Origin of the sequence: Brevundimonas mediterranea, assembly GCF_014196125.1 — a bacterium.
GTDB classification, from domain to species: domain Bacteria; phylum Pseudomonadota; class Alphaproteobacteria; order Caulobacterales; family Caulobacteraceae; genus Brevundimonas; species Brevundimonas mediterranea.
The window spans coordinates 1253996-1279328 of the sequence record NZ_JACIDA010000001.1; the positions used below are offsets into that span (position 1 = coordinate 1253996).

General features: G+C 68.9%; 23 protein-coding genes and 1 tRNA gene. 13 read left to right on the forward strand and 11 right to left on the reverse strand.

Annotation, left to right across the window (positions count from 1 at the left end; genetic code table 11):
• Positions 1-20: 20 nt before the first annotated feature.
• Positions 21-500, reverse strand: a complete 480-nt coding sequence (locus GGR11_RS06280) for a hypothetical protein (protein ID WP_183195878.1) — start codon at positions 498-500, stop codon at positions 21-23.
• An 83-nt stretch (positions 501-583) separates the two neighbouring features.
• Here GGR11_RS06280 and queA point away from each other — a divergent pair, with 83 nt between their 5' ends.
• The 4 genes from queA to GGR11_RS06300 all read left to right on the forward strand — a co-directional run bounded on the left by queA (position 584) and on the right by GGR11_RS06300 (position 4294).
• Positions 584-1681 (forward strand): tRNA preQ1(34) S-adenosylmethionine ribosyltransferase-isomerase QueA, encoded by a 1098-nt coding sequence (gene queA / locus GGR11_RS06285; protein WP_183195879.1) that lies wholly within the window; start codon positions 584-586, stop codon positions 1679-1681.
• Positions 1682-2388: 707 nt separating this feature from the next.
• Positions 2389-2874 (forward strand): hypothetical protein, encoded by a 486-nt coding sequence (locus GGR11_RS06290; RefSeq protein WP_246331577.1) that lies wholly within the window; start codon positions 2389-2391, stop codon positions 2872-2874.
• The gene (gene tgt, locus GGR11_RS06295; protein WP_183196396.1) at positions 2871-3983 is read left to right on the forward strand and encodes a tRNA guanosine(34) transglycosylase Tgt; all 1113 of its coding nucleotides are present in this window, start codon (positions 2871-2873) and stop codon (positions 3981-3983) included. Before GGR11_RS06290 ends, tgt begins: the two co-directional genes overlap by 4 nt.
• 2 nt (positions 3984-3985) lie before the next feature.
• The gene (locus GGR11_RS06300) at positions 3986-4294 is read left to right on the forward strand and encodes a hypothetical protein (RefSeq protein ID WP_183195881.1); all 309 of its coding nucleotides are present in this window, start codon (positions 3986-3988) and stop codon (positions 4292-4294) included.
• 35 nt (positions 4295-4329) lie between these two features.
• Here GGR11_RS06300 and GGR11_RS06305 read toward each other — a convergent pair whose 3' ends face one another.
• The 3 genes from GGR11_RS06305 to GGR11_RS06315 form a co-directional block, all read right to left on the reverse strand.
• Positions 4330-4872 (reverse strand): hypothetical protein, encoded by a 543-nt coding sequence (locus GGR11_RS06305; RefSeq protein WP_183195882.1) that lies wholly within the window; start codon positions 4870-4872, stop codon positions 4330-4332.
• Positions 4873-4941: 69 nt separating this feature from the next.
• Positions 4942-5808 (reverse strand): ROK family protein, encoded by an 867-nt coding sequence (locus GGR11_RS06310; protein ID WP_183195883.1) that lies wholly within the window; start codon positions 5806-5808, stop codon positions 4942-4944.
• Positions 5809-5831: 23 nt separating this feature from the next.
• Positions 5832-5908 (reverse strand) — tRNA-Lys (locus GGR11_RS06315).
• 95 nt (positions 5909-6003) lie between these two features.
• Here GGR11_RS06315 and GGR11_RS06320 point away from each other — a divergent pair.
• The 4 genes from GGR11_RS06320 to GGR11_RS06335 all read left to right on the forward strand — a co-directional run bounded on the left by GGR11_RS06320 (position 6004) and on the right by GGR11_RS06335 (position 13542).
• Positions 6004-7089 (forward strand): CaiB/BaiF CoA transferase family protein, encoded by a 1086-nt coding sequence (locus GGR11_RS06320; RefSeq protein ID WP_246331579.1) that lies wholly within the window; start codon positions 6004-6006, stop codon positions 7087-7089.
• Positions 7090-7161: 72 nt separating this feature from the next.
• On the forward strand, positions 7162-7431 hold the full coding sequence (locus GGR11_RS06325) for a hypothetical protein (RefSeq protein ID WP_008258639.1): 270 nt from the start codon (positions 7162-7164) through the stop codon (positions 7429-7431).
• 85 nt (positions 7432-7516) lie between these two features.
• Positions 7517-9313: an autotransporter assembly complex protein TamA gene (locus GGR11_RS06330; RefSeq protein WP_183195885.1), complete on the forward strand. Its 1797-nt coding sequence runs from the start codon at positions 7517-7519 to the stop codon at positions 9311-9313.
• On the forward strand, positions 9310-13542 hold the full coding sequence (locus GGR11_RS06335) for a translocation/assembly module TamB domain-containing protein (protein WP_183195886.1): 4233 nt from the start codon (positions 9310-9312) through the stop codon (positions 13540-13542). Before GGR11_RS06330 ends, GGR11_RS06335 begins: the two co-directional genes overlap by 4 nt.
• 2 nt (positions 13543-13544) lie before the next feature.
• Here the strand turns inward: GGR11_RS06335 and GGR11_RS06340 are convergent, their stop codons facing one another.
• Complete coding sequence (locus GGR11_RS06340; protein ID WP_183195887.1) at positions 13545-14087, reverse strand: hypothetical protein; 543 nt, start codon at positions 14085-14087, stop codon at positions 13545-13547.
• Between the two features lie 128 nt (positions 14088-14215).
• Between GGR11_RS06340 and GGR11_RS06345 the strand changes: the two genes are divergently transcribed.
• From GGR11_RS06345 to astB, 4 genes are all read left to right on the forward strand, one after another.
• On the forward strand, positions 14216-15469 hold the full coding sequence (locus GGR11_RS06345) for a hydrolase (RefSeq protein WP_183196397.1): 1254 nt from the start codon (positions 14216-14218) through the stop codon (positions 15467-15469).
• Entirely contained in the window at positions 15470-16477 is a 1008-nt protein-coding gene (locus tag GGR11_RS06350; RefSeq protein ID WP_183195888.1) for an arginine N-succinyltransferase, read from the forward strand.
• Positions 16478-16498: 21 nt separating this feature from the next.
• Complete coding sequence (gene astD, locus GGR11_RS06355; RefSeq protein ID WP_183195889.1) at positions 16499-17917, forward strand: succinylglutamate-semialdehyde dehydrogenase; 1419 nt, start codon at positions 16499-16501, stop codon at positions 17915-17917.
• 106 nt (positions 17918-18023) lie between these two features.
• The gene (gene astB / locus GGR11_RS06360) at positions 18024-19361 is read left to right on the forward strand and encodes an N-succinylarginine dihydrolase (RefSeq protein WP_183195890.1); all 1338 of its coding nucleotides are present in this window, start codon (positions 18024-18026) and stop codon (positions 19359-19361) included.
• Here astB and phhA read toward each other — a convergent pair.
• Both phhA and hspQ read right to left on the reverse strand, forming a co-directional pair.
• On the reverse strand, positions 19358-20233 hold the full coding sequence (gene phhA / locus GGR11_RS06365; RefSeq protein ID WP_183195891.1) for a phenylalanine 4-monooxygenase: 876 nt from the start codon (positions 20231-20233) through the stop codon (positions 19358-19360). The genes astB and phhA overlap by 4 nt on opposite strands.
• A gap of 58 nt (positions 20234-20291) precedes the next feature.
• Entirely contained in the window at positions 20292-20600 is a 309-nt protein-coding gene (gene hspQ / locus GGR11_RS06370; protein ID WP_183195892.1) for a heat shock protein HspQ, read from the reverse strand.
• A 147-nt stretch (positions 20601-20747) separates the two neighbouring features.
• Here hspQ and GGR11_RS06375 point away from each other — a divergent pair, with 147 nt between their 5' ends.
• On the forward strand, positions 20748-21848 hold the full coding sequence (locus GGR11_RS06375) for a Ppx/GppA phosphatase family protein (RefSeq protein WP_183195893.1): 1101 nt from the start codon (positions 20748-20750) through the stop codon (positions 21846-21848).
• Between the two features lie 38 nt (positions 21849-21886).
• Here the strand turns inward: GGR11_RS06375 and GGR11_RS06380 are convergent, their stop codons facing one another.
• The 4 genes from GGR11_RS06380 to GGR11_RS06395 form a co-directional block, all read right to left on the reverse strand.
• Positions 21887-22759, reverse strand: coding sequence for a peptidylprolyl isomerase (locus tag GGR11_RS06380; RefSeq protein WP_183195894.1), 873 nt, complete (start codon positions 22757-22759; stop codon positions 21887-21889).
• Positions 22760-22783: 24 nt separating this feature from the next.
• Entirely contained in the window at positions 22784-23665 is an 882-nt protein-coding gene (locus GGR11_RS06385) for a peptidylprolyl isomerase (protein ID WP_183195895.1), read from the reverse strand.
• An 8-nt stretch (positions 23666-23673) separates the two neighbouring features.
• Positions 23674-24162 carry a pantetheine-phosphate adenylyltransferase gene (gene coaD / locus GGR11_RS06390; protein ID WP_183195896.1) on the reverse strand — a complete coding sequence of 163 codons (489 nt, stop codon included), beginning with the start codon at positions 24160-24162 and terminating at the stop codon, positions 23674-23676.
• A 264-nt stretch (positions 24163-24426) separates the two neighbouring features.
• Entirely contained in the window at positions 24427-25233 is an 807-nt protein-coding gene (locus GGR11_RS06395) for an aminotransferase class IV (RefSeq protein WP_343051095.1), read from the reverse strand.
• Positions 25234-25333 lie beyond the last annotated feature (100 nt).

Genomic DNA, 25333 nt, shown 5'->3' on the forward strand with positions numbered 1-25333 from the left:
TTGGCCCCTATCATACCCGCTCACCGCCCTCGGTCGAACGCTCCAACCGCCCAGCTCACCACCGCAGCCCCGGCCGCCACGATGATCGCATCCTCGATCAGGCCGCTCTTCGTCTGCCCGATCCGCACCATCGCCTTCTTGCGTCCCGCCAGCCCCAGATAGGCCAACGGCACGGCCGTCCCAACCGCAAGCGCCGCCCCCAGCTTCTCACGCCCGCGCGGCGCCAAAGCCGACCCGGCGATCCCCGCGCTCATCACCCGCGCCAGCAGGCCCAGGAACACCGTCCGGTCCGGCGCCGACTTCATCTTGTCGCCGAACAGCTCGCCCACCCCCATGGCCAGACCGCCGAACTTGAACAGCGGGTGATCCAGCAGCACCAGCCGCCCGGGCGTTTTCCGGTGCGCCAGCCGCGCCCCGGCTATGGCGGCCATGGGCGTCATGGAGCGGGCGCTGGCGACGGCGCCGATGAGGACGGACGGGAGGAGTGCGAGGGTTTTCATGCCCCATCAACACCGCAGCGGAGCGGAGGTTCACCGGTCGCCGCACTTGACCCCCCGCCCCGCTCATGGCCTTTGCCCCGCCGATGAAGACCGCCGATTTCGACTTCGACCTGCCCGAGGACCGCATCGCCCTGCGCCCCGCCGATCCGCGCGATTCCGCCCGGCTGCTGGTGGTCAAGGACGGCGCCCTGGACGACCGCATCATCCGCGACCTGCCCGACTTCCTGCAGCCCGGCGACGCCCTGGTGTTCAACGACACCCGCGTCATCCCCGCCCGCCTGTCGGGCGTCCGCACCCGTCCCAACCCCAATCCCGGGCCGGACGGCGACACCCTGACCGTCGCCGTAGAGGCCACCCTGCACCACCGCGACGCCCCCGACGTCTGGTCCGCCTTCATGAAGCCCGGCAAACGCATCAAGCCCGGCGACCGCATCCGCTTCGGACAGGAAGCCGACGCCGCCTGCGATCTGGGCCGTCTCGACGCCACCGTGGCCGACAAGGGCGAAGACGGCCTGATCACCCTGAAGTTCGACCTGTCCGGCCCGGCGCTGGACGACGCGATCCGCGACGTCGGGGTCATGCCCCTGCCGCCCTATATCGCCGCCAAACGGCCCGAGGACGACCGCGACCGGTCGGACTATCAGACCGTCTTCGCTGAACACGACGGCTCGGTCGCCGCCCCCACGGCGGGACTGCATTTCACCCCCGTCCTGCTCGACGCCATCCGGGCCAGGGGCGTCTCGACCCACGCCGTCACCCTGCACGTCGGCGCCGGCACCTTCCTGCCGGTCAAGGCCGACGACCTGGCCGACCACAAAATGCACAGCGAATGGGGCGAGGTCTCGCCGGACACCGCCGCCGCCCTGAACGCCGTCCACGCCGCCGGCGGCCGCATCGTCTGCGTCGGCACCACCTCGCTGCGCCTGCTGGAATCCGCCACGACCGAGGCCGGCGAGATCCGCCCCTTCCACGGCGACACCGCCATCTTCATCACGCCCGGATACCGCTTCCGCGCCGTCGACGTGCTGATGACCAACTTCCACCTGCCCCGCTCCACCCTCTTCATGCTGGTCAGCGCCTTCGCCGGCCGGGCTGCGATGAAGACCGCCTATGCCCACGCCGTCGCCGACGGCTACCGCTTCTACTCCTACGGCGACGGCAGCCTGCTGTTCCGGGGCTAACCCCAGACCCTCTCCCGCTTGCGGGAGAGGTGGCCCGGCGTTCGCGAAGCGAACCAGGGTCGGAGAGGGGAGTGTCGCTAAAAAGAAGACTTCCCCCATCGTCAAGCGTGTCGCTGCGCGCCACGACCTGACACTTCCCCCGCGAGCGGGGGAAGATCTGAGCGACGACCTTCTCTGCCCAACTGTCACAATGACGCTGGTCTCACTCCAATGATTCCAAACGCTTGCCAGATTCTCGCTCCAACTTCCCCGCCAGGGTTTCCCCGTCCCCTATAATCACGCCCGGTCTCGTCGCTTGGAGGGCTCGTAAGGCCTGCGACCTTGCGGCGGCGGGAGCGGATGGAACGGGAGCGGGGGTGAAATTCCTCCGCGCCGACGATGTCTCAGGACGTCGGCGGAGGGTCGAGGGGGATACTCGGCCGCACTCGGGACAGGGTTCGCAGACCCTGCCGACCCGTCGCAGGCTTATGGGGTTAGGCGATAAGACCGCCACCGCTCGGCGCCCCGAGCTTGCAGGCCAACCACCCGCGCGGGGCGTCAAACCTTCGTCGAAACGGTAACCAAAACACAAAGCTCCGGGCGAAGGCCCGGCGCCCCGCCCAGCCCTCCATAACTTCGCAGCGAAAGCGCGAGGATGACGCCGCATGTCTGTAGCCTTCCGCCGCCCAACCCCTTAAATGCCGCCTGCTGACGAAAACGAGCCCCCCTTGTCCCTCGACGACTTCCAAAGCGACCTTCCGCAGGATCTCCAGGACGGCCTGATCGCCGTTGGCGAGGCCGCGCGCGATCTGCGCGAGCCCTGGTGGATCTTCGGCGGGGCGGCCATGGCCCTGTACGGCCTGACCGACCTGCATGTGCCCGACATCGACGTCCTGTGCGCGCCGCGCGACGCCCGCGCCCTGCTGGCGGCGCTGGACGGCCAGGTCGTGGCCGATCCGGGCGAGGGTCTGTTCCGCTCGGCCGTCTTCGGCCGCGCCCCGGATCAGCCGATCCTGGTCGAGGTCATGGCCGACCTTGAGACCCGCGACGGCGCCGAATGGCGGCCGGTCGTCTTTACTTCGCGGCGTCGGGTCTTCATCGACGACGTCCCGTTGTTCGTGCCCGACATTCGGGACCATATCGCCCTTTACCGCCTGTTCGGCCGCCCCAAGGATCTGGCGCGCGTCGAACGGCTTGAACGACTGATCGCCTGATGCCCTTCCCCTTCGAGATTTCCGCCAAAGAAGGCCGCGCCCGCACCGGCGTGCTGAAGACCGCGCGCGGCGACATCCGCACCCCGGCCTTCATGCCCGTCGGCACGGCGGCGACGGTCAAGGCCATGACGGTGGATCAGGTCAAGGCGACCGGAGCCGACATCATCCTGGGCAACACCTATCACCTGATGCTGCGCCCCGGCCCCGAGCGGATGGAGCGTCTGGGCGGTCTCCACAAATTCATGGGCTGGGACAAGCCGATCCTGACCGACAGCGGCGGCTTCCAGGTCATGTCCCTGGCCGGCATCTCCAAGGTGAAGGAAGAGGCCGTGACCTTCTCCTCCCACATCGACGGCTCCAAACACGTCCTGACGCCGGAACGCTCGATCGAGATCCAGGCCGACCGGATCGGCGCCGACATCTCGATGCAACTGGACCAGTGCGTCGCCTATCCGGCCGAAAAGGACGCCGCCCGCAAGGCCATGGAACTGTCGATCCGCTGGGGCGCGCGCTCCAAGGCCCGGTTCGGCGAGCGCGAGACCCAGGCCCTGTTCGGCATCCAGCAGGGCTCGACCTATGAGGACCTGCGCCGCCAGTCGTCGGACCAGCTGCGTGAAATCGGCTTCGACGGCTACGCCATCGGCGGTCTGGCCGTGGGCGAAGGCCACCAGGCCATGTGCGCGGTGCTGGACTATGCGCCCGAGATGCTGCCCGCCGACCGTCCCCGCTATCTGATGGGGGTGGGCAAGCCGATCGACCTGGTCGAGGCGGTGTATCGCGGCGTGGACATGTTCGATTGCGTCCTGCCGACCCGCGCCGGCCGCCACGGCCAGGCCTGGACCTGGGACGGTCCGCTGAACCTGAAGAACGCCCGCTTCGCCGAGGACCAGGATCCGCTCGACCCTGCCATCGACGGGCCGTCGTCGCAGTATTCAAAGGCCTATCTGCACCACCTGATCCGCGCCGACGAAATCCTCGGCAAGGTCCTGCTCAGCTGGCACAATATCGCCTTCTACCAGGCCCTGACCGCCGCCATGCGCGCCGCGATTTCGGAAGGCCGCTTCGAACAGTTCCGGCGCGACTTCCACGCGCGGCACGTGTCGAACTGACCATGCGCGTCGAGAAGTCGGGCTTCCACGCCTACAACACCTATCTGGAAGAGCCGCCCCGCGACGCGGGGAACGAGACGGCCCGGCACCGCCACGTCATCATCATCGGCGGCGACAAATACTCATTCTTCGCCCATTGGTCCGGCAAGTTCGCGCACAAGGGCGAACGGATCTCGTTCGACTGGGAATGGGACCGGACCGGCGAGTTCCGCAACATCGACAAATCGTCCTTCGAGGCCTTCGCCAAGGACGGCGCGGTACACATCAGAGGCGATCGCACCGACAAGCGCCGGCCTGCCGGCAGACGTTAGATCCCGTCGGTAGACCCGGTGCGCATACGGTTCCCCTACCGCTTCGGCCGGAACCAGCTCGGCGCCGCCGGCGGAGCGCAGTTCCTCTGCATGCCGATCCCCTTCAGGAAGGCGCGACGCATCCGCCCCGACTGGATGGCCGACTGGACATGGCGGCTGTGCTGATCGGCGCCGCTGAGACGGCGGATCCAGCTTCGTCCGGGGATGAAATCGGTCGTCGTCCCGCGAATGGCGTCCAGGGCCGCCCTGGCCGCCGCATCGGCCGCCTGTTCGCTGCGATACGAGCCGTCCTGGCGTGGCGGCTCGTCCGTATCCGGCCCCAGGGCCTCGTCCAGCCGCGCCACCTCAGCGCCGATGGTCGAGCACTGATTCAGATTGCGCAGGTCATAAGGATTGGCCTCGGCCTGCAACAGCACCGTCGGAATCAGCTGACGCCGCAGGTTGAAATCGTCCAGCGGGGCGGTGACGGCGTCGCCCAGCCCCGCCCCGACCTGTTCCGCGCCGCTCATGGCCGAACGCCCGGCGTTGCAGCCGGCGAGCAGGACGGCCGCGAGGGCCAAAGGGAGGATCGGCTTCATCCGGCTCTTAGACCACGCCCGGCCGTCGCGATCAAAACCCCCGCGACCTTGGGCGGCGTTTATCCGCGATCAGGCGGCCAGGTCCAGCGCCATCAGCATCGCCCCATCCAGCCCGGCGTGCTCACGCTCGGCCGCCACCAGATAGCCGCCCTCGCCCATCACCACCGCCGATCCATAGCCGTTGACCCGGCGTCGCGCCGCCGCCTCGACCTCGGCGATCAGGCCCGGCGTGGACATGACGCCGCCGCCCAGCACGATCCGATCCGGCGCCCAGGCGAACACCAGCCCGGCGACCAACTGCCCCAGATAGTCGGCGACCACAGCCCGTACCTCATCCGCGTCTTCCAGGCCTCGCCCCGCCAGCCGCGTCTGCACCGCCGGCCCGGCCGCCAGCCCCTCGACGCAATCGGCATGGAAGGGGCAGGCGCTGGCCTGGACGTCGCCCTCGGCCCGGCGCACGAACAGATGACCGATCTCCGGATGCAGCGCCCCCTTCAGCGTCTGGCCGTCCACACACAGGCCGCCGCCGATTCCGGTACCCACGGTGACATAGGCCACGGCCCGCGCCCCCCGGCCGGCGCCCAGTCGGGCCTCGGCCACGGCGGCGGCGTTGACGTCGGTATCCACGGCGAACGGGGCGCCCAGACGGTCGGCCAGGGCCCTGGACAGATTGAACCCGGTCCAGCCCGGCTTGGGCGTGGCCAGCATCAGCCCGCGCTGGGGCGAGGCCGGATCGACCACCAGAGGCCCGAAACTGGCGACGCCCAGACCGGCGACCGGCCTTTCGGCCGCCGCAGCCACAAGGGCCTCGACCGCCGCCTCAGGCCGCCCGGTCACGAACCGGCCCTCGTCCAGCACGACGCCCGCCGCATCGGCGATGCGCCACACGACCTTGGTCCCGCCCGTCTCGACTGCAAAGAAGAGGGGCTGGGGCATGGGCGCTCCGGATCAGGAGAAAATGGTACGTCCTCTCGGGCTCGAACCGAGGACCCTCTGATTAAAAGTCAGATGCTCTAACCAACTGAGCTAAGGACGCACCGCGCGACGTCCGGGGCGAGCCCGAACCGTCGAAGGGCGCCTTCTGTTGCAATCCGCCCTTCCGGTCAAGACCGGGTCTGCTACTCAATGCGAATGAAACCGCTCAACGGACTGCGCATCCTCGAATTCGACGGCCTGGGGCCTGTGACGTTCGCCGGCCTGATGCTGGCCGACATGGGGGCCGAGGTCCTGCGTCTGACCCGCGCAGCCTCGGCGGGCGCCCCCGTTTTCGCCGAGGTGGGCGGGGCCCTGCTGCATCGGGGGCGGTCCGCCGTGCCGGTGGACCTGAAGTCCGAGAACGACCGCGACCGAATTCTGCGTCTGGCCGAGGGCGCGGACGCGGTGATTGAGGGATTTCGGCCCGGCGTCATGGAACGGCTGGGCTATGGCCCCGAGGTTTTGCACGCCCGCAACCCGGCCCTGGTCTTCGGTCGGGTGACGGGCTGGGGCCAGACCGGGCCGCTGGCCGACGCCGTGGGGCACGACCTGAACTATATCGGCCTGTCGGGGGTGCTGCACGCCATGGGCGAGGCGGACCGCCCGCCGCCCCCGCCGCTGAATCTGGTCGGCGATTACGGCGGCGGGGCGATGATGCTGACGACAGGGGTGCTGGCGGCCCTGCTGGAGGCCAGGACCACGGGACGGGGCCGGATCGTGGACGCCGCCATGACCGACGGGACGGCCCTGTTGGGCGGCCTGTTCCAGGCCCTGCGCGGCCAAGGGCTCTGGAGCGAGCGCCGCGGAGCCAATCTGCTGGACGGAGGCGCGCCCTTCTATCGCTGCTACGCCTGTCGGGACGGCGGCTTCGTCGCGGTCGCGGCGCTGGAGCCGCGCTTCTACGCCGCCCTGCTGGCGGGCCTTGGGATCGATCCATCCGAAGCGCCTCAGCATGACAGGACCGGCTGGGCCGCCCTGCACGACCGGTTCGCCGCCCTGTTCGCGGCGAGGGACCGGGACGACTGGACGACGCATTTCGCCGGGACCGAGGCCTGCGTGACGCCCGTTCTCAGCCTGGCGGAGGCGCCGGATCATCCGCACAATCGCGACCGGGCGACCTTCCGGAACGGCCTGCCCGCTCCCGCGCCCCGCTTCGACGGCGCCGAACCGTCAACGCCGCCCGTCCCGCCCCTGACCTCCCTGGGCGAGGCGGTCTGGAGCAAGAGGCGGGATGACCCCTGAAGTTTTCCGCGCTATGGGAACGAGGCGGCGCCGAGGGCGTTGCAACGGACGATATCCGGGGAACTATTTCTGATGAGACGCTCGATCTTCGTTCTGACCGCGACGGCGCTGGGCGCGCTGGTGCTTGCGGGCTGCGACGACTACCAATCGAGATCGCAGGATGACTATGCCGACGCCCCTCCGGTCGAAGAACAGGCTCCCGCCGCCGAGGATTCGGCCGAGCCGGTCGTGGCGCCTGAAGTGACCGATCCGGCGCCGGCGCCGGCGCCAGCCCCCCTTCCGCCGGAAGAGCGGACGTCCGAACAGTCGGTTCAGCCGGAAAGCGAAACCCTGTTCTACTGAGGCGCGCCGCTTCGCCGCCACATCAGGATGCAAGGGCGTACCGAGACGCCGACTTGGAGTCCGCGCCCTTGACGAAAGCTAGAGTTTGACGTTCCGGCCCACCCTGTTTCTCGCTGCGCTGGCGACCTGCAGCCTTTCCGCCCAGGCCGCCTCAGCCGATCCTCGCGCCCAGATCCGCGGCGACATGGACGCCGAACTGCGCCGCATGCTGGAACGTGCGGTCGGCGAGGTGGATGGGGCCCCGGAAAGCCGTTTCGAAGCCCGTCGCCGCGCTCAGGGCGCCCTTTCGGCGGCCGAGGCCCTGCTGCGTTCCGAGGCCTATTACCAGCCCGTGCTGGAAGACGTGGTCGAGGGCGAGGATCGGCCGTCGGCCATCGTGGACGTCCAGCCTGGCCGCCGCTTCCTGCTGACCCAGCCCACGATTACCTGGACCGATCCCGCGCCTGACGCCGAAAGCGCCGCCGACGCCCTGAAGGCCATAGGCTTGAAGGCGGGAGCCCCCGGACGGGCGGTGGACGTCATCTCCGGCGAAGGCCGGGCGGTCGCCACCCTGGTCCGCGACGGCTACGCCGACGCCAAGGCCGATCCGCGCCGCGTCGTGGTCGATCACGCCGCCTTCACGGTCGCCCCGGAATACCGCATAGACTCGGGCCGGCTCGTTCTGCTGGACGGCGTGGTCATGCCCCGGACCGGTCGCACCAATCCGGCCTGGGTCGCGGGCCTGGCCCCCTGGACCGAGGGCGATCGCTATGATCCCGACCAGGTGGCCGAACTGGAACGCCGGCTGCTGGACACCGGGGTCTATGACGGGGTCGGCGTCGCCCTGGCGCCCGTCGACCAGACCAACGCCGACGGGCACCGCCCCATCATCGTCAATCTGCAGGACCGGCCGCGCCGCGTGCTGGAGGCCGGCGCCACCTGGTCCACGGCCGAGGGCGCGGGTGTCGATCTGATCTGGACCCGCTACAACCGTTTCGGCCGCGCCGATACCCTGAGGCTGGAAACGCGGCTGGCCGATATCGACAGCCGTATCGGCGCCGATCTGTCCCTGCCCCATTGGCGCAAGCCCGGTCGGACGCTGAAGCTGAGCGCCGGCGTGGTCAAGGAAGACACCGACGCCTACGACCGCACCGCCCTGGTGCTGGCCGCCGAACTTCAGCAGCGGATCGGCAAGACCTCCTACTTCAACTATGGCGTCGGGCTGGACGCCGGCCGGTACAACGAGATCCGGTACGACTACACCTCCATCCCGCCCCGTGCGGTCAGCTTTGATCGCGATCTGGCCATCATCACCGGGCGGACCAGCGCCTATATCGACAACTCCAACGACCCGCTAAATCCGACCCAGGGCTGGCGCGTGACCGCCTCGGTCCAGCCGACCGCCGTGACCGGCCAGGACACGATCCTGTTCCTGCGCGGCGAAACCCAGGCCACGGCCTATCTGCCGCTCCAGGACGGGGCGCGCACGGTTCTGGCCGGCCGTCTCCGCATCGGTTCGATCATCGGCGGCGGCGAGCTGAGCGTGCCGTCGGACCGTCTGTTCTACTCGGGCGGCGGCGGATCGGTGCGCGGCTACTCCTATCAGAGCGTCAATCCCAAACTGCCCGACCTGACCCCGCGCGGCGGCCTGTCGCTGTTCGAGACCTCGCTGGAGGTTCGTCGTGACATCGGTCAGAGCTTCCAGGCCGTCGCCTTCGTCGATGCGGGCGCCGTCGGCTTCCAGGAGACGCCGAACCTGACCAATATGCGCTACGGCGCGGGCCTGGGCGTCCGCTACAAGCTGCCGTTCGGTCCCATCCGCGCCGACATCGCCGTGCCGCTGGACAAGCGCGAGGGCGATTCCGCCTTCCAGATCTACATCAGCATCGGGCAGGCGTTTTGACCGAAGCCCCGCCCGAAAACACGCAGGACGCCGCGCCGCCGGCAGAATCCGCCGCCGAGGTTCGCAAGAAGCGCAGCCTGCTGCAGCTGTTGGCCCTGATCGCCGGCGGCGTGGTCGGCGGCCTGCTGGTGCTGCTGGTCATCGCCCTGATCGGCGGGCGGATGTACATCGTCTCGGACGGCGGGCGCGACCTGGTGACCGGCTTCGTCCAGGGTCAGAAGATCAGCCGCTATGGTCGGATCAATGTCTATGGACTGAAGGGCGACCTGTTCGACGACTTCACCCTGGACCGGGTCACGGTGACCGACCGCGACGGCGTCTGGCTGGACGCCCGCAATGTGCGGGTGGACTGGTCCTACTGGCCGCTGATCACCCGCCGATTCCACGCCACCGACATCAGCGCAGAGGTGATCCAGCTGATCCGCCGGCCGGTTCTGGACGCCCCCAGCGGCGAACCCGGCGGCCCCCAACCCATCGACGTCGATATCGACCGCTTCTCCGCCAGGGTCGAACTGCTGGAAGGCTTTTCGAAGGAATACGGCCGGTGGAACCTGACGGGCGACATCGCCCTGCCCCGCCGGGGCGCCAAAAACGCCACCGTCAACGCCGACAGCCTGAACCGTCCCGGCGACTATCTGCGGCTGGCGGCGACCTTCGGCGGCAAGCTGGAAGAGACGCGCGTCAATCTGCGCGCCAACGAGGCTCAGGGCGGGCCGCTGGCCGGCTCCCTGGGCTATTCGCCCGACCTGCCCTTCTCGGCCGTGGCCGTGGTGAACGCCGACATGGTCCACGCCAAGGTCCAGACCGGCCAGTTCACGCCCCTGACCGTCGATGGCCGCTTCGGCGAAGACGGCTCGCGCGTCTCGGGCTTCCTCGACTTCAGCGGATCGGACCTGTTCGAACCCTTTGTTCAGCGCGTGGGCCGCACCGCCCGGTTCGGCTTCGCCATGGTTCCGGCCAAGGACAAGGCGTTCCAGGGCGTGGGCTGGAAGCTGATGTCGGACAATGTCGCGTCCGAGGCGCGCGGTCTGATCCGCATGTCGGATCGCAGTTCGCCCGATGGAATCAGGCTGGATCTCCAGACCGTCTCGCTGAGCCGTCTGGTCGGGTCCGATGTCGGCGGGCCGGCCGCCTATTCGGGCCTGTTCAAGGGCGACGCCGAGACCTGGACCCTGGAAGGTCAGGCCAGCCTGCTGAACGCCAATCTGGCCAGCTATCGCGCCACCCGCTTGGCCGGTCCGCTGAACGTCCAGGTCAAGGACGGCCGGATCGATCTGGACGGGGACATCCGCGCCGTTGGCGGTTCGAGCGAAGGGCTGATCGGCGGCCTGCTGGGCGCGACGCCGCGCGTGCAGATGGAGGCCGCCCGGATGAAGGACGGCGCCCTGTTGCTGGAAAAACTTGATCTTCAAGGCCAGGGGCTGACGCTGAAGGGCTCGGGCTCGCGCAATCTGCTGGGCGGCATGGGCTTCCGCGGCGATGCGCAACTGACCGACGCCTCGCGCGTCCTGCCCGACGCCAGGGGCGCCTTTGGCGGCCCGATCCGCGCCTCGTCCGCCAAAACGGGCGCGCCCTGGGTGCTGACCTTCGACGGCCGGGGCCGCAATCTGACGGTCGGAATGGACGAACTGAACCGGTTGCTGGGCCGCACGCCCCGCCTGCAACTGACCGGCAAGCTGAATGGGAACCGGATCGAGGTGGATCGCGGCGAACTGACCGGGGCGGCCGGTCGCGCCGGGGCCAAGGGCCTGATCGAGACCGACGGCCGGCTGCGGCTGGCGCTGGACTGGAACGCGCGCGGCCCCTTCGCCGTCGGACCGGTCGAGATCGGCGGCGACATGAACGGGCGCGGCGCCCTGACCGGCACATTATCCCAGCCGCGCGTCGATCTGACCGCCGGGTTCGACAGGGTCACGGCCGGCGCCCTGACCCTGACCCAGGCCGACCTGATCCTGAGTTTCCGCAAGGGCGCGGATGCGTCGGACGGCCGGATCACTGTGACCAGCGGTTCGAACTACGGCCCGGCCCGGGCGTCCGGGAACTTCTTCCTGGGCGGTCAGCGGATCCGGCTGAGCGATCTGGACGTCAACGCCGGCGGGGTGACCGCCCAGGGGGCGATCGCCCTGTCCAACAACGTCCCCTCCAGCGCGGACCTGACCTTCACCGCCCGCACCGGCGCCTTCCTGGCGTCGGGCGAGGCCAACGGCCGCATTCGTCTGACCGAAGGCGGCGGATCCGAAAGCGCCATCCTGGACGTCAGCGGCCGCAACATCCGCCTGGCCGGCCAGAGCTGGAACATCCGCACAATCGACCTGGACGGCCGCGGCACGCTGGACAACCTGCCCTTCACCCTGGCGCTGGACGTCGGCGGCGGCGTTCCTGCCCAGTTCAACGGCACAGGCGTCTATTCGCGGCGCGGGGCCGCCCAGACCCTGACCCTGCGCGGCGGCGGCCGGGTGCGCGAGGTGGCCTTCACCACCCGCAGCGCCGCGACGATCACCTTGAACGGCGAGAGCCGGTCGGCCCACCTCGACCTGGGCGTCGGCAGCGGCGTGCTGCTGGCCGATCTGCGTCAGGACGCCCGCACGGCGATCATCCAGGCCGACCTGACCAGCGTGGACCTGCAGACCCTGTCGCCCAATCTTCGTGGTCGCGCTACCGGGCGGGTCGCCCTGCGCGGCGCGGGCGACGACCTGTCCGGGTCGGCCAACGTCACCCTGGCGGACGTCCGCAGCATCGACGCCCCCAGCGGGCTTTCGGTCGACGGCCGGCTGGACGCGACCCTGATCAACAACAGCCTGACGATCAAGGCGACGGCGTCCGACGAGGGCGCGGTCCAAGCGGCCGCCGATGTCGTTCTGCCGGTCGAGGCCTCGGCCGCCCCGCTGCGTCTGGCCATCGCCCGCCAGCGGCCCATGTCCGGCAATGTTTCGATCAACGGCCAGATCCAGCCGATCTGGGACCTGTTCCTGGGCGGCGACCGCAGCCTGGCGGGCCAGGTCGCGGGTCAGGCGACCCTTGGCGGCACCCTGGCCGCGCCGCGCCTGAACGGGCGCTTCGACCTGACCCAGGGCTCCTATCGCGAGAAGGCGGTCGGCCTGGTCCTGGGCGACCTGACTCTGAGGACAAGTTTCGACGACACCACGGCACTGATCGAGACCTTCACTGCCAATGACACCGCCGGCGGCACAGTCGCCGGCCAGGGCCGGATCGGGCTGCGTGAAGGCTCGGGCTCGACGGCGCGGCTGGACCTCACGCGGTTCCGGGTCATCGACAACGATATCGGCGAGGCCCGCGCTTCGGGTCCGATCACCATTGTTCGCGGTCAGGACGGCAACATCCAGCTGTCGGGCCAGATGAATATCGACGAGGCCCGGATCGAGCCGGAAGTGCCCGGCGCCACCGGCATCGTCTCGATGGACGTGGTCGAGATCAATCGCCCCGGCGGCGACCCGGTCGAGACCGAGGCCCGTCAACGTGGCCCGCAGATCGGGCTGGACATCGGTCTTCGCTCGACCGGCGGCAAGGTGCGGGTCAGCGGCCGCGGCCTGAACGTCGTGCTCGACGTCAACGCCCGGGTGCGGGGCACCATCGCCCAGCCGCAACTGACCGGTACGGCCAATGTGGTGCGCGGCGATTACGAGTTCGCGGGCAAGCGATTCATCTTCGACGACACCGGCCGCGTGACCCTGTCGACCGATCCGAAACAGATCCGCCTGAACCTGTCGGCGACGCGTGAGGATACGGCCCTGACCGCCTCCATCGACGTGACCGGCACGGCCGACCAGCCGAAGATCGCCCTGACGTCCACCCCCGCCCTGCCCCAGGACGAAATCCTGTCCCAGGTGCTGTTCGGCCGTTCAGCCTCGCAACTGTCGCCGTTCGAGGCGGCGCAACTGGCCGCCGGGGTCGCGGCCCTGGCGGGCGGCGGCGGCTTCGACGTGATCGGGAACCTGCGCGAGCTGGCCGGGCTTGACCGTCTGTCGTTCGGCGGCCAGGCCTCGGCCGTGACGGTCGCCGGCGGTCGCTACATCACCGACAACGTCTATCTGGAGGTCATCGGCGGCGGCGAAGGCGGGGCGGCCGTGAAGGTCGAATGGCAACCGCGTCGCAACCTGGCCATCAGCTCGCAGTTCAGCGGCCAGGGCGACACCAGCCTGTCGATCCGCTGGCGCCGCGAAAGCCGCGAACCCGGCCAGCGCACCGACCGCCGCCCGAACCGGAACTAGCGTCAGGGCTCCCGCCGCAGACGGTGCAGCATCATCGCCCCTTGAAGGGCGGCGACATAGATGACGGCCGAGACGAGCGTCGCCGGCCAGACCAGAAGCATGATCCACAACGGCAGTTCGGGCCCCCGGAAGCTGTCCAGCAGGCGCATCCCGATGTTGGCGACCAGGCTGTAGGCGACCAGGGCCAGCATGATCAGGGGAATGGCCCGGGTCATCATCCGCCACTGGACGGCGGCCAGCACCCCGTACAGGACGACGGAAAAAATCGCGCCGAAGCCGATCATATAGGGCCACATGGTCTCCATCACCGCGCGCTGAGTAGCGAGCTGAGCAGCCGTAAGGTTCATGCGGCTGTATTCTTCGTTCATCGCGGTCGCGAACCAGCCCGAGTGGAACATCCACCAAGTGGGGACCAGGCCCACGACCAGGGCGATGACCAGACCGACGACCATGCCCCGCGCGGACCGCTGGGCCTCGGCCATGCCGCGCGGCAGGACGAACGGATTCATCGCCCGCAGCCAGAGATCGATCGTCGAACGCGTCATGAAGCCATTCTTGTTTCGCGGGCAACCAAAAGCCTGAACGACTTGATCGATCAAGGCCTAGTCATGATCGGCCCGACTTGAGGGCCTTGACCTTCACCTTTGCCGTCGTGGCGGCTAGGGTCCGGCCGATGCGGATTCTGACCACGGACCAGGCCGTCCTCGACCACGTCGCCGCGCGACGCGAGGCGATTATCGGCCGCACCATCGACTGGGCGAACATCAACTCCGGCAGCCGCAACGCCGCCGGTTTGAACGCCGTGCTGGACGCGCTGGAGGCCGTGGCTAGGGGACTGCCCGGCGCCGTCGTCGAACGAATCGCCACCCAGGGTTCGACCAGCGTCGCCGACGACGGATCGGTGCGGACCGAGGCCCATGCCGACGCTTTGAAGATCACGACGCGGCCGGCGGCGCCGATCCAGGTGGTCCTGACCGGGCATTACGACACCGTCTTCGGCGCCGACAGCCGGTTCCAGACCGTGACCACGCGCGCGGACGGCGCCCTGAACGGCCCTGGCGTGGCCGACATGAAGGGCGGGATCAGCGTTCTGCTGGCGGCGCTCGAAGCCTTTGAGACCCACCCCGACCGGCACGGCGTCGGCTGGACCGTGCTGCTGAGCCCGGACGAGGAGATCGGCTCGCCCGCCTCGGCCCCCCTGCTGGCCGAACTGGGCGCGCGGGGGCATGTGGGCCTGACCTATGAACCGGCCTTGGCGGACGGCACCCTGGCCGGGGCGCGCAAAGGCAGCGGCAACTATCATCTGATCGTGACGGGCAAGGCCGCTCACGCCGGCCGCGCCTTCGAGGAGGGCCGCAACGCCGTCGCCGGCGCGGCCATGATCGCCGCCGCCCTGCACGGACTGAACGGCCAGAGGGACGGGGTCACCGTCAATGTCGCCAAGATCTCAGGCGGCGGCGCCCTGAACGTCGTCGCCGACAACGCCGTGGTGCGGTTCAATGTGCGGGTGCCGGACAAGGCGGCGGCCGACTGGATCGACGCCTCGGTCCGCGCCATCGCCGCCGCACCGCCGTTCGAGGGGCTGACCCTGGACCTGCACGGCGGCTTCACCCGCGCCCCCAAGCCGATGGACGCCGCCCAGACCGCCCTGTTCGAGGCGGTGAAGGAAGCCGGCGCCCTGCTGGGCCAGCCCATCGCCTGGAAGCCCTCGGGCGGCGTCTGCGAAGGCAACAACCTCCACGCCGCCGGCCTGCCCAACATCGACACCCTGGGCGTCCGGGGCGGCGAGATCCATTCGGACCAGGAGTTCGCCTGGCCCGACAGCTTCGTCGAACGCGCCCAGCTCAGCGCCCTGATCCTGTGCAAGATCGCCTCGGGCGAGATCGACGCGGCTAAACTGAAAGCTCTGCGGATGGAAACCCTCTGAATGCTCGTCGTCCGTCCCGCCGGCCCTGCCGATCTCGATTATCTGCTGGAGCTGGCCATCCTGTCCGGCCCCGGCTTCACCAGCCTGCCGGAAGATCCCGACGCCCTGGCCGAACGGCTGGAGCTGAGTCAGGCCAGTTTCCGGGGCGAGGTCACGCCGCAGGAGGCCTGGTACACCCTGATGCTGGAAGACGGCGACACCGGCGACATCGACGGGGTCGGATCGGTCAAGGCGACCGTGGGGCTGAAACGGCCCTTCTTCTCGTTCCGCATCGTCAACAACACGGCCTCGTCGCCGTCCCTGGGGGTCAAGCTGGATCACCAGACCCTGGTGCTGGTCAATGAATGCACCGGCTGGACCGAGGTCGGGTCGCTGTTCCTCAAGGCCGATCGGAGGAAGGGCGGGGCGGGGCGCCTGCTGAGCCAGTCGCGCTACATGCTGATCGGCGCCCAGCCGGAGCTGTTTGCGGAAAATGTGCTGGCCGAGTTGCGTGGCGTCTTCACCCCTGACGGCGCCTGTCCGTTCTGGGATCATGTGGCGCACAAGTTCTTTCCGATGGAGTTCGATCACGCCGACCGGATGAGCGGATCGACCGACAAACAGTTCATCCTGGACCTGGCCCCGCGCCACCCGATCTATACCGAGCTTCTGCCCGAGCCGGCGCGCGCCGTGATCGGCAAGGTCCACCCCCAGGGCGTGCCGGCCATGGCCCTGCTGGAAAGCGAAGGGTTTCGGCCCAATGGGCTGGTGGACATCTTCGACGCCGGTCCGACCGTGTCGTGCGGGCGCGACAATATCCGCACCGTGCGCGATGCGCGCCGCCTGACGGTCGAGATCACCGACCGGGTCGAGGCCGAACTGCCGGCCCTGATCTCGACCGACAGCATCGCCGCCTTCCGCGCCGTCCGCGCCAAGGCGGACATCCACGGCGACACGGTTCGCATCGGCGCCGAGACTGCTGCGACCCTGAAGGTCCAGAGCGGCGCCAGCGTGCGGGTGAAATCGTGATGAGCGGACTGGAATAGAGGCATGACCATTTTCAACTCCACCGACCCCGCCACCGAAGCCGTGAACTGGGAAGGCGAAGCCGCCAGCCCCGTTCAGGTCCAGGCCGCCGTGGACGCCGCCCGCGCCGCCTTCCCCGACTGGGCCGACCGGCCGCGCCAGGACCGGATCGACGCGGTCAAACGCTATCAGGCCGTGCTGAAGGACCGCGCGCCCCAGATCGCCGAGGCCATCGCCCGCGAGACCGGCAAGCCGCTGTGGGAGACCAAGACCGAGGCCGCCGCCATGGTCGGCAAGGTGGACATCTCCATCCGCGCCTATGACGAACGCACCGGCGAACGGACCAGCGACACCGCCTTCGGCCGCGCGACCCTGCGCCACCGTCCGCACGGCGTGGCGGCGGTGCTGGGCCCGTTCAACTTCCCCGGCCACCTGCCCAACGGCCATATCGTCCCCGCCCTGCTGGCCGGGGATGCGGTCGTCTTCAAGCCGTCGGAGGAGACGCCCCTGGTCGGCCAGGTCATGGCCGAGGCCTTCGCCGCCGCAGACCTGCCGACCGGCGTGGTCAATGTCGTCCAGGGCGGACGCGAGACCGGCGCGGCCCTCCTCGACGCCGGGATCGACGCCCTGATGTTCACCGGTTCCGGCGCGGCCGGCGCCCATTTCCGTCGCAAGTTCGCCGACGATCCGCACGTCATCCTGGCGCTGGAGCTGGGCGGCAATAATCCTCTGGTCGTCTGGGATGCGGCGGACGCCGAAGCCGTAGCGGGCATAGCGGTGCAGTCCGCCTTCATCACCACTGGCCAGCGCTGTTCCTGCGCCCGACGCCTGATCGTGCCGGAGGGAGCGCAGGGCGACGCCATCATCGAAGCCATCGCCGCCCTATCCGACCGCCTGGTCTTCGGCCCGTGGGACAGCGACCCCGAACCCTACGCCGGACCGCTGATCTCGGCCCGCGCCGCCGAGGCGGCGTTGAAGGCTCTGCAGGACCGGATCGACAGGGGGGCCAAGGTCGTCCGCGCCTCCGGTCCCGTCGCCAATTTGCCCGGCGCCTTCGTCAAGCCCGCCATCATCGACGTGACCGGGATCGACGTCCCCGACGAGGAGATGTTCGCCCCCTTCCTGTCGGTTACGCGGGTTGTGAGCTTCGACGCCGCGATCCAGGCGGCCAATGCGACCCGCTACGGTCTGTCGGCGGGCCTGGTCAGCGACGATCCGAAAAACTGGGACCATTTCATCCGTCGCATCCGCGCCGGCGTGGTCAACTTCAACCGTCCGACCACCGGCGCGGCCGGCGACATGCCGTTCGGCGGCCTGGGCGCCAGCGGAAACCATCGGCCGTCGGCCTATTACGCCGCCGACTACTGCGCATATCCGGTGGCCAGCTTCGAGGCGGACGCGGTCGCGAACATCGAGGGCGAGATCAAGGGACTACGGTCGTGATTTCTTCTCCCCTTGCGGGAGAAGGTGGCCCGCGCAGCGGGTCGGATGAGGGGTTTCTCGCTGTCGGCCGCCTGCAGGACCCTCAGCCGCAAGGGGAGAGGGCCGAATGACCCACGCCGTCGAAGCCAACGCGGACGGCCTGATCGGGCCGACGCACTCCTACGCCGGTCTGTCGCCCGGCAATCTGGCCTCCAGCCTGAACAAGGGCGAGGCATCCAACCCGCGCGCGGCGGTGCTGCAGGGACTCGACAAGATGAAGACCCTGGCGGACCTGGGCCTGCCCCAGTTCGTCCTGCCGCCGCACGAGCGGCCGAACATCCCCTTCCTGCGGACCCTGGGTTTCACAGGGTCGGACGCCCAGGTGCTGGAGCGGGCGTGGAAGGATGCGCCGTCCTTCGCCGCCGCCGCCTGCTCGGCCTCGCCCATGTGGGCCGCCAACGCCGCGACCGTGACGCCCAGCGCCGACGCCGCCAACGGCCGGGTGCATTTCACCCCCGCCAATCTGATCACCAACCTGCACCGGTCGCTGGAGCATCAGCAGACGAAGCGGGCGCTGGACGCCCTGTTCCCCGCCGCCGATCATTTCGCCGTCCACGACGCCCTGCCCTCCGTGGCTCATCTGGCCGATGAAGGCGCCGCCAACCATGTGCGTCTGTGCGCAGAGCATGGGGCGCCGGGCGTCAATCTGCTTGTCTGGGGGCGCGAGGCCTTCACGCCCTGGGACGGTCCCTACCCCGCCCGCCAGACGCGCGAGGCGTCCCAGGCCGTCGGTCGTCGCCACGGCGCCAGCGGCGTCGTCCTGGCCCAACAGTCGAAAGCCGCCATCGCCGGCGGCACCTTCCACAACGACGTGGTCTGCGTGGGGGCGCTGGACACCCTGTTCTTCCACGACCTCGCCTTCGAGGACACTGCCGGAACCCAGACCGCCATCCGTCGCGCGGCCGAGGGCCTGTTCGAGCCGATCTTCGTCGAGGTGTCGTCCGCCGATCTGCCCTTGGCCGACGCCATCAGCTCCTATCTGTTCAACTCGATGCTGATCCAGATTCCGGGCGAAGACCGCCTGACCCTGATCTGTCCGACCGAGACCCGCGAGAACCCGCGCAGCCATGCGGTGGCGCAATCCCTCGCCGCCTCCAACGGTCCCATCGGGCGGGTCCAGTATGTCGATGTGCGCCAGTCGATGCGCAACGGCGGCGGTCCCGCATGCCTGCGCCTGCGCGTTGTGCTGACCGAGGCCGAGCTGGCCGCAACCAATCCGGCAATGCGCCTGACGAACGCGCTGCACGCTCGGCTCAAGACATGGGGCGCGCGCTGGTACCGCGACGAATTGCGCCCCGCCGACCTCGCCGATCCGGCCTTGCTGGACGAGAGCCGGAGCGCGCTGGATGAACTGACGGCGATTCTGGATTTGGGCGGCGGCTTCTATCCGTTCCAGCAGACCTAGGCCGCGAACCGCCCGCCCTTGGCCGCATAGGCCTGGGTGCCGCGGGTGAAGACCTGATCGCTGGGCAGGACGGTCTCGATCGGCAGATCGGCCTGACCTTTCAGGGCGTCATAGATCGGGCCGAAGTCCTTCAGGGTCTCGTCCTTCAGCGCTTCCAGGCTGTCGATGACGAAATAGACCTGCTGGAAGTCGTCGATCCGGTAGAGGGTCCGCATCACCCGTTCCAGATCAAAGCCCAGCCGGTTCGGTGACGGGTCTTCCAGAGCGAAGACGCTCTCGGTCGCCGACGAGACAATCCCGGCGCCATAGATGCGTAAGGCTCCGGCCTCCTGCATCAGGCCGAACTCGACCGTATACCAGTACAGCCGCGCCAGGTTCGGCAGCATGCCCAGGCCCGCCGCGCGCTGCCCGCCTTTGCCATAGGCCTCCATATAGGCGGCGAAGTCGGGGTCGGTCAGCATGGGGACATGGCCGAAGACGTCGTGGAAGATGTCGGGTTCCTGGAGATAGTCCAGCTGGTCCGGCTTCCGGATGAACTGACCCGAGACGAAACGACGGTTGGCCAGGTGGTCGAAAAAGACCTCGTCCGGCACCAGGCCGGGCACACAGACCACGGTCCAGCCGGTCAGAGCCTGAAGCTTGGGATTGATGACGTCGAAGTCGGGAATGCCGCCGGCGTTCAGGTCCAGCGAGTCCAGGCCGCGCAGGAAGGCGTCGCACGCGCGGCCGGGCAGGATCTTCATCTGACGGGCGTACAGGGTATCCCAGGTCTGGTGTTCGACCTCGGTATAGGCGGCCCAGTTCTGGGGGATGGTCCAGTCGGCGGCCGCACCCTCGGGCGGCTGTTCGAAGACGTGTTCGAAGTCGGACATGGGACGCTCCTCTTTTGCCCTATCCTAACGCCCGCTCGGCGCCCGTTCAAAGGCCTGGTCAGTGAATGGCTTCGTTCAGGGGCGCGTGATGGCCTTCAGCATCGACGGTGAACCAGCGCTGGGCGTCGTCGGGCAGCAGAACCGACTCGCCGTCCTCCAGCACGCCTTCGGCGGCATAGGCCACGAAGCCGCCGCCCTCGCCGAGGGCGAAGACGCGGTAAAAGGGTTGGTCCGGAGAGACCGCGCCCGTGTCGATCGCCGGGCCGTCGTAGGCGGGGTCGACGTCCATCACCACGCCCCGGAAGGCGTCGTCGCGGTGGCGGACGATCTGGCCGATGGCGAAACGGGCTGTGTGAACCTGGGTCATGTGATCTTGTTACGCTTGGCCCGATGACCCTGATCCACGCAGGCCTGTTCATCTTCCTGACAGAATGGCTTGGCGCGGACGATCTTAGCGGGCTAGGTTGATCGGGACGGGCGCCGCTTTGGACCGCCCACATCGGAATGACGGCCCATGCCGGAGACCCACGGCGCGCCCCGACGGCGCGACGAGCGGTCCCAGCCTTCCCGCGAGCGGGATGCGTCGGGTCGGGATGCGCAACTCTATGGCGCGCTCGATCTGGGGACCAATAATTGCCGGCTGCTGATCGCGCGGCCGTCCCGCGACGGCTTTCGGGTGGTCGACAGCTTCAGCCGCATCGTGCGGCTGGGCGAAGGCCTGTCCCGGACGGGACGGCTGGACCCTCGCGCGATGGACCGCGCCTATGACGCCCTGGCCCTGTGCGCCGACCGGATCGTCAGGAAGGGCGTGGAGTCGGTCCGGCTGAGCGCGGTCGCCACCCAAGCCTGCCGGGCGGCCGAGAACGGGGCCGAGTTCATTGATCGGGTGCGCAAGGGAACCGGGCTGAGGCTGAGGATCATCGATCCGGCGGAAGAGGCGCGGCTGGCGGTCGAGGGCTGTCTGAACCTGATCGACCCCCGGGCCGAGGGGGTGGTGATCATCGACGTGGGCGGGGGTTCGACCGAACTGTCCTGGCTGAAGCGCGAGGGGTCGGACTGGACGACCACGGGCTGGATGTCGGCGGCCCTGGGGGTCGTCACCCTGGCGGAGCGGCATCCGGAACCGGAAGGCGCGGGCGAAGACTGGTACGAGGCCATGGTCGCCGATATGGGCGCGGCCCTGGCCGGCGGCGGGATCGAGGACCCGGGCATGCTGGACCTGCTGCGGCGGGACCGGGCCCATCTGATCGGGACGTCCGGCGCGATCACCAGTCTGGCGGGCATCCACCTGAACCTGCCCCGGTACAATCGGGACCGGGTCGATGGCCTGTGGATGACGCGCGGCGACTGCGAGGCGGCGGCGGAGCGGCTGAAGGCCCTGGGGCCGGACGGCCGGGCCAAGGAGGCCTGTATCGGGCCGGATCGGGCCGATCTGGTGCTGGCCGGGGCGGCGATCCTGGAGGCCATCCAGCGGGCCTGGCCGTCGGAGCGGGTCCGGGTCGCCGATCGGGGTCTGCGCGAAGGCCTGCTGTTGCAGCAGATGCGCGAGGACAAGAAGCCGCCCAAACGGCGCAGGCGGCGTCGGGGTCGCGGCCGGGGACCGGCGGCGGCCTAACCTACTGTCTGTTTAGATAATTCAGAAAAAATAAGGGCTCAGCCCGCCGTGGCCAGCCGCACCGGCACGTCGATGTCGCAGACCGAGAAGTCCGCCCCTTTGGCCTGGCGGGCCTGGTCGATCAAGGCGCGGAAAGTCGGCGAAGCGGTGTTCAGCATCTGAACCGCCGGGCGTTCGGCGGCGGGCAGGTCGGAGGCCAGGCGGACGCGGGTCATGCGGTCGGGATCGGCGACGATGCCGCTCGATTCGGGGCTGGCCTTCAGGGCGCGAACGACCTCCAGCCCGACGACGACGCGGCCCCACACGGTGTAGCGCTTGTCCAGGGCGGGATAGGCCTGGCGCATCAGGAAGAACTGGCTGTTGGCGGTGTCATTGCCCTCGTCCCGCGCCATGCCCGCCACGCCCGGGCAATAGAGGCCCCAGCCGTGAACCTTGCGGTCGGTCGTGCCAGCCATCAGGGCGTCGGGCTGGGTCTGGACCGGAACGGAATGATAGAAGCCGACCAGGGCCCCGGCCGGCGCCGCCACGGGGGTGAAGCCCATGTCCGGCCCGCGCCGGAAGGTGAACTCGGCCTTCAGATCGGGATACCAGCTCTGGCCGTCGCCGGTGCCGAGGGGGTCGCCGGTCTGGGCCATGAACCAGTCGATGACCCGGTGCCAGGCCAGATTGTCGTAGAAGCCGCGCGAGGCCAGCAGCTTGATCCGCTCGACATGGGCGGGGGCGATTTCGGGCGCCAGCTCGACCAGGATCCGCCCCTTGGTCGTGTCGATGACCAGCAGATTGTCGGGGGCGACGGCGCGCCATTCGGTCGGGCCGGGCGGGGGCGGCGGAACGGCCGCCTCCTGCGCCAGGACGGGGCCGGACACCAGAGCGGCCAGCCCCGCCGCGATCAGTGCGTTTCGAAAGATCATAGCCCCTGCCCCCTCATATAGTCCTTAGCCGCCGACGACCTCGGCCACCGGCTGGACGTCGCAGATGTTGAAGCCGCCGCCGCGCGCGGTGCGGGTCGCGGCGATACGCTCTGCGAAGGCGGCGCTGGCGGGGTTCAGCACCCGCACGGTCGGGCGTTCGCCCTCCGGCAGGGCCGAGGCCATGCGGACCCGCGTCATGACGTCGGGGTTGGCGACCTTGCCGTCGTCTGCGTCCGTGCCCTTGTTCAGCTTGTTCACGACATCCAGGCCGGAAACCACACGACCGAAGGCGGTGTAGACGCCGTTCAACTGGTCCCGGTCGCCCATCATCAGGAAGAACTGGCTGTTGGCGGTGTCGGGCGCGCCGGCGCGTGCCATGCCCAGGACGCCGGGGCAGAACAGGCCGTGGGCGCCGACCTTGAAGTCGGCGGTGATCATCATCTGGGCGTCCGGCTGGGTCTCGACCGGCAGGACGCCGACCAGGCCGCGCACGCCCTGACCGGCGTTCGGCACGGCGAAGAATCCTGCGTCGCGGCCGCGACGGAAGTTGAACTCGGCCTTCAGATCGGGCAGTTCGCTGCCGCCCTCGCCCGTGCCCTGGGGATCGCCGGTCTGGGCCATGAAGTCGGGGATGACGCGGTGGAACTTGAGCCCGTCATAGAAGCCCTGGTTGGCCAGGATGCGAATGCGTTCGGCGTGGGCGGGTGCGGCGACCGGCGTCAGCTCGACCAGGATTCGGCCCTTGGGGGTGTCGATGACCAGCAGGTTCTCGGGCGCGACAGTGCGCCAGTCCGCAGCGGGAGCCTGAACCGGGGCTTGGGCCTGGGCCTGGGCCATAGCCGGGGCCTGGGTCGCAACCGACGCCAGAAGAGCGGCGGCGGCCGCCGCGATCACACCAAGACGCATTGACGCACTCATCCTCTGTTCTTGACCTTGTCCCGCACGCGCGCGGCGATGGCGGGGCTGACGAAACTGTCGATCGCGCCGTCCAGACGGGCGATTTCCTTGACCAGCCGCGAGGCGATGGCCTGATGCCGCGGATCGGCCATCAGGAATACCGTCTCGATGTCCTGATTGAGGCGCTGATTCATGGCCGTCATCTGGAACTCGTATTCGAAATCGGCGACCGCGCGCAAACCGCGAATGATGACATTGGCGTTCAGCTCTTCCGCGAAATGCATCAGCAGGGTCGAGAAGGGCTGGACCACGATATCGCCGCCCAGACCCGCGACCTCGGCCTGGAGCATCTCGACCCGCTCGGCCGTGGTGAACAGCGGCCCCTTGTCATCGTTCTGGGCCACGCCGATGACCAGTCGATCCACCAGCTTGAGCGCCCGCTTGATGATGTCGGTGTGACCGTTGGTCACCGGATCGAAGGTGCCCGGATAGAGTCCGATGCGCATGGCGTGTCTCCCCAGCCTGTCGCCTGCTGTTCGGCGTGACTTAGCAGGTGCGAAAGGTTCGGCCTAGCAGCCGGTTGGCGTAGAGGCGTGTCGTAAAAACAGGGTGACAAAGCGCCAAACCGCCAATGCAGGTGGGTCGTCGGAGGGGCGGGTTTTGGCGTCACGTCGGTCATTGAGCGACTTTACACCCGCCGCAAACCCAGGCGCGCTGATTGCTGATTTCGCTGACGACGATGCTGAATTCGTTAGGTTTTTCTTGCAGAATTAGGAGAGCTGGACCGCCAAGGGCAGCGGATCATTGGCCGCCCAGGCGGTTTTGATCGCCGTCAGCAGGGTCGGATCGACGGCGAAAACCGTGTCGTCAATTGCAGTGATGGGACATGCAGGGGTGGCGCTGTTGCACAGGAATGCGCCATCGAAGCTCGCGATTTCCGAAAGATGCACCGCGCGGGTCTGCGACGATAGGCCCAGCCCAGCCAAGCCGCGCGCGATCAGGACCTGGGTCACGCCCGCCAGCATCGGCGCCTGGGGCCAGACGATGCGATCCCCCTGGATGAAGCCGATGTTCCAGGTCACGCCTTCGGACACATGACCCTGATCGTCGACGAACAGGGCGTCGTCGAAGCCCGCCGCACGCGCCGCCCGGCGCACGCGCGTCTGACCAAAGGTGGCGACGTGTTTCAGGTGCGGCGTTTCGCGGACATGGGGGACGGTCGTCACCCGCATCTGGGTGGCCAGGGGCGGCGGGGGCGGCGAGACGACGGTCATCACCTTGGGTCGGCCGACGAAGGACGGATTGCGATGGCCGATCTCGGGCGAGAACAGGCTGACCCGCAGCCATGCCTTGTCGCGGCCAACGACGGCGAGCGCGATCAGGCGGCGGAACTCGGCCTCGCCGGGGCTTTCGCCGAACAGTTCGACGGCGGCCTGGTCCAGGCGGGCGAGATGCAGGTCGAGGCCCCGGACGGCGCCGTGCTCAACGCGGAAGGAGGTGTAGGCGCCGTAGTTGACGAGGGCCTGGTGGGCCAGGTCGTCAGCGGTGGCGGGAAGGCCGTCGATCAGGATGTCCACTGCCAGCTCCCGTTCCCTTCTTCCTTCTCCCCTTGCGGGTGAAGGTGGCCCGAAGGGCCGGATGAGGGGTCCGCCGGTGGGCCAGTTCGCACCCCCTTGC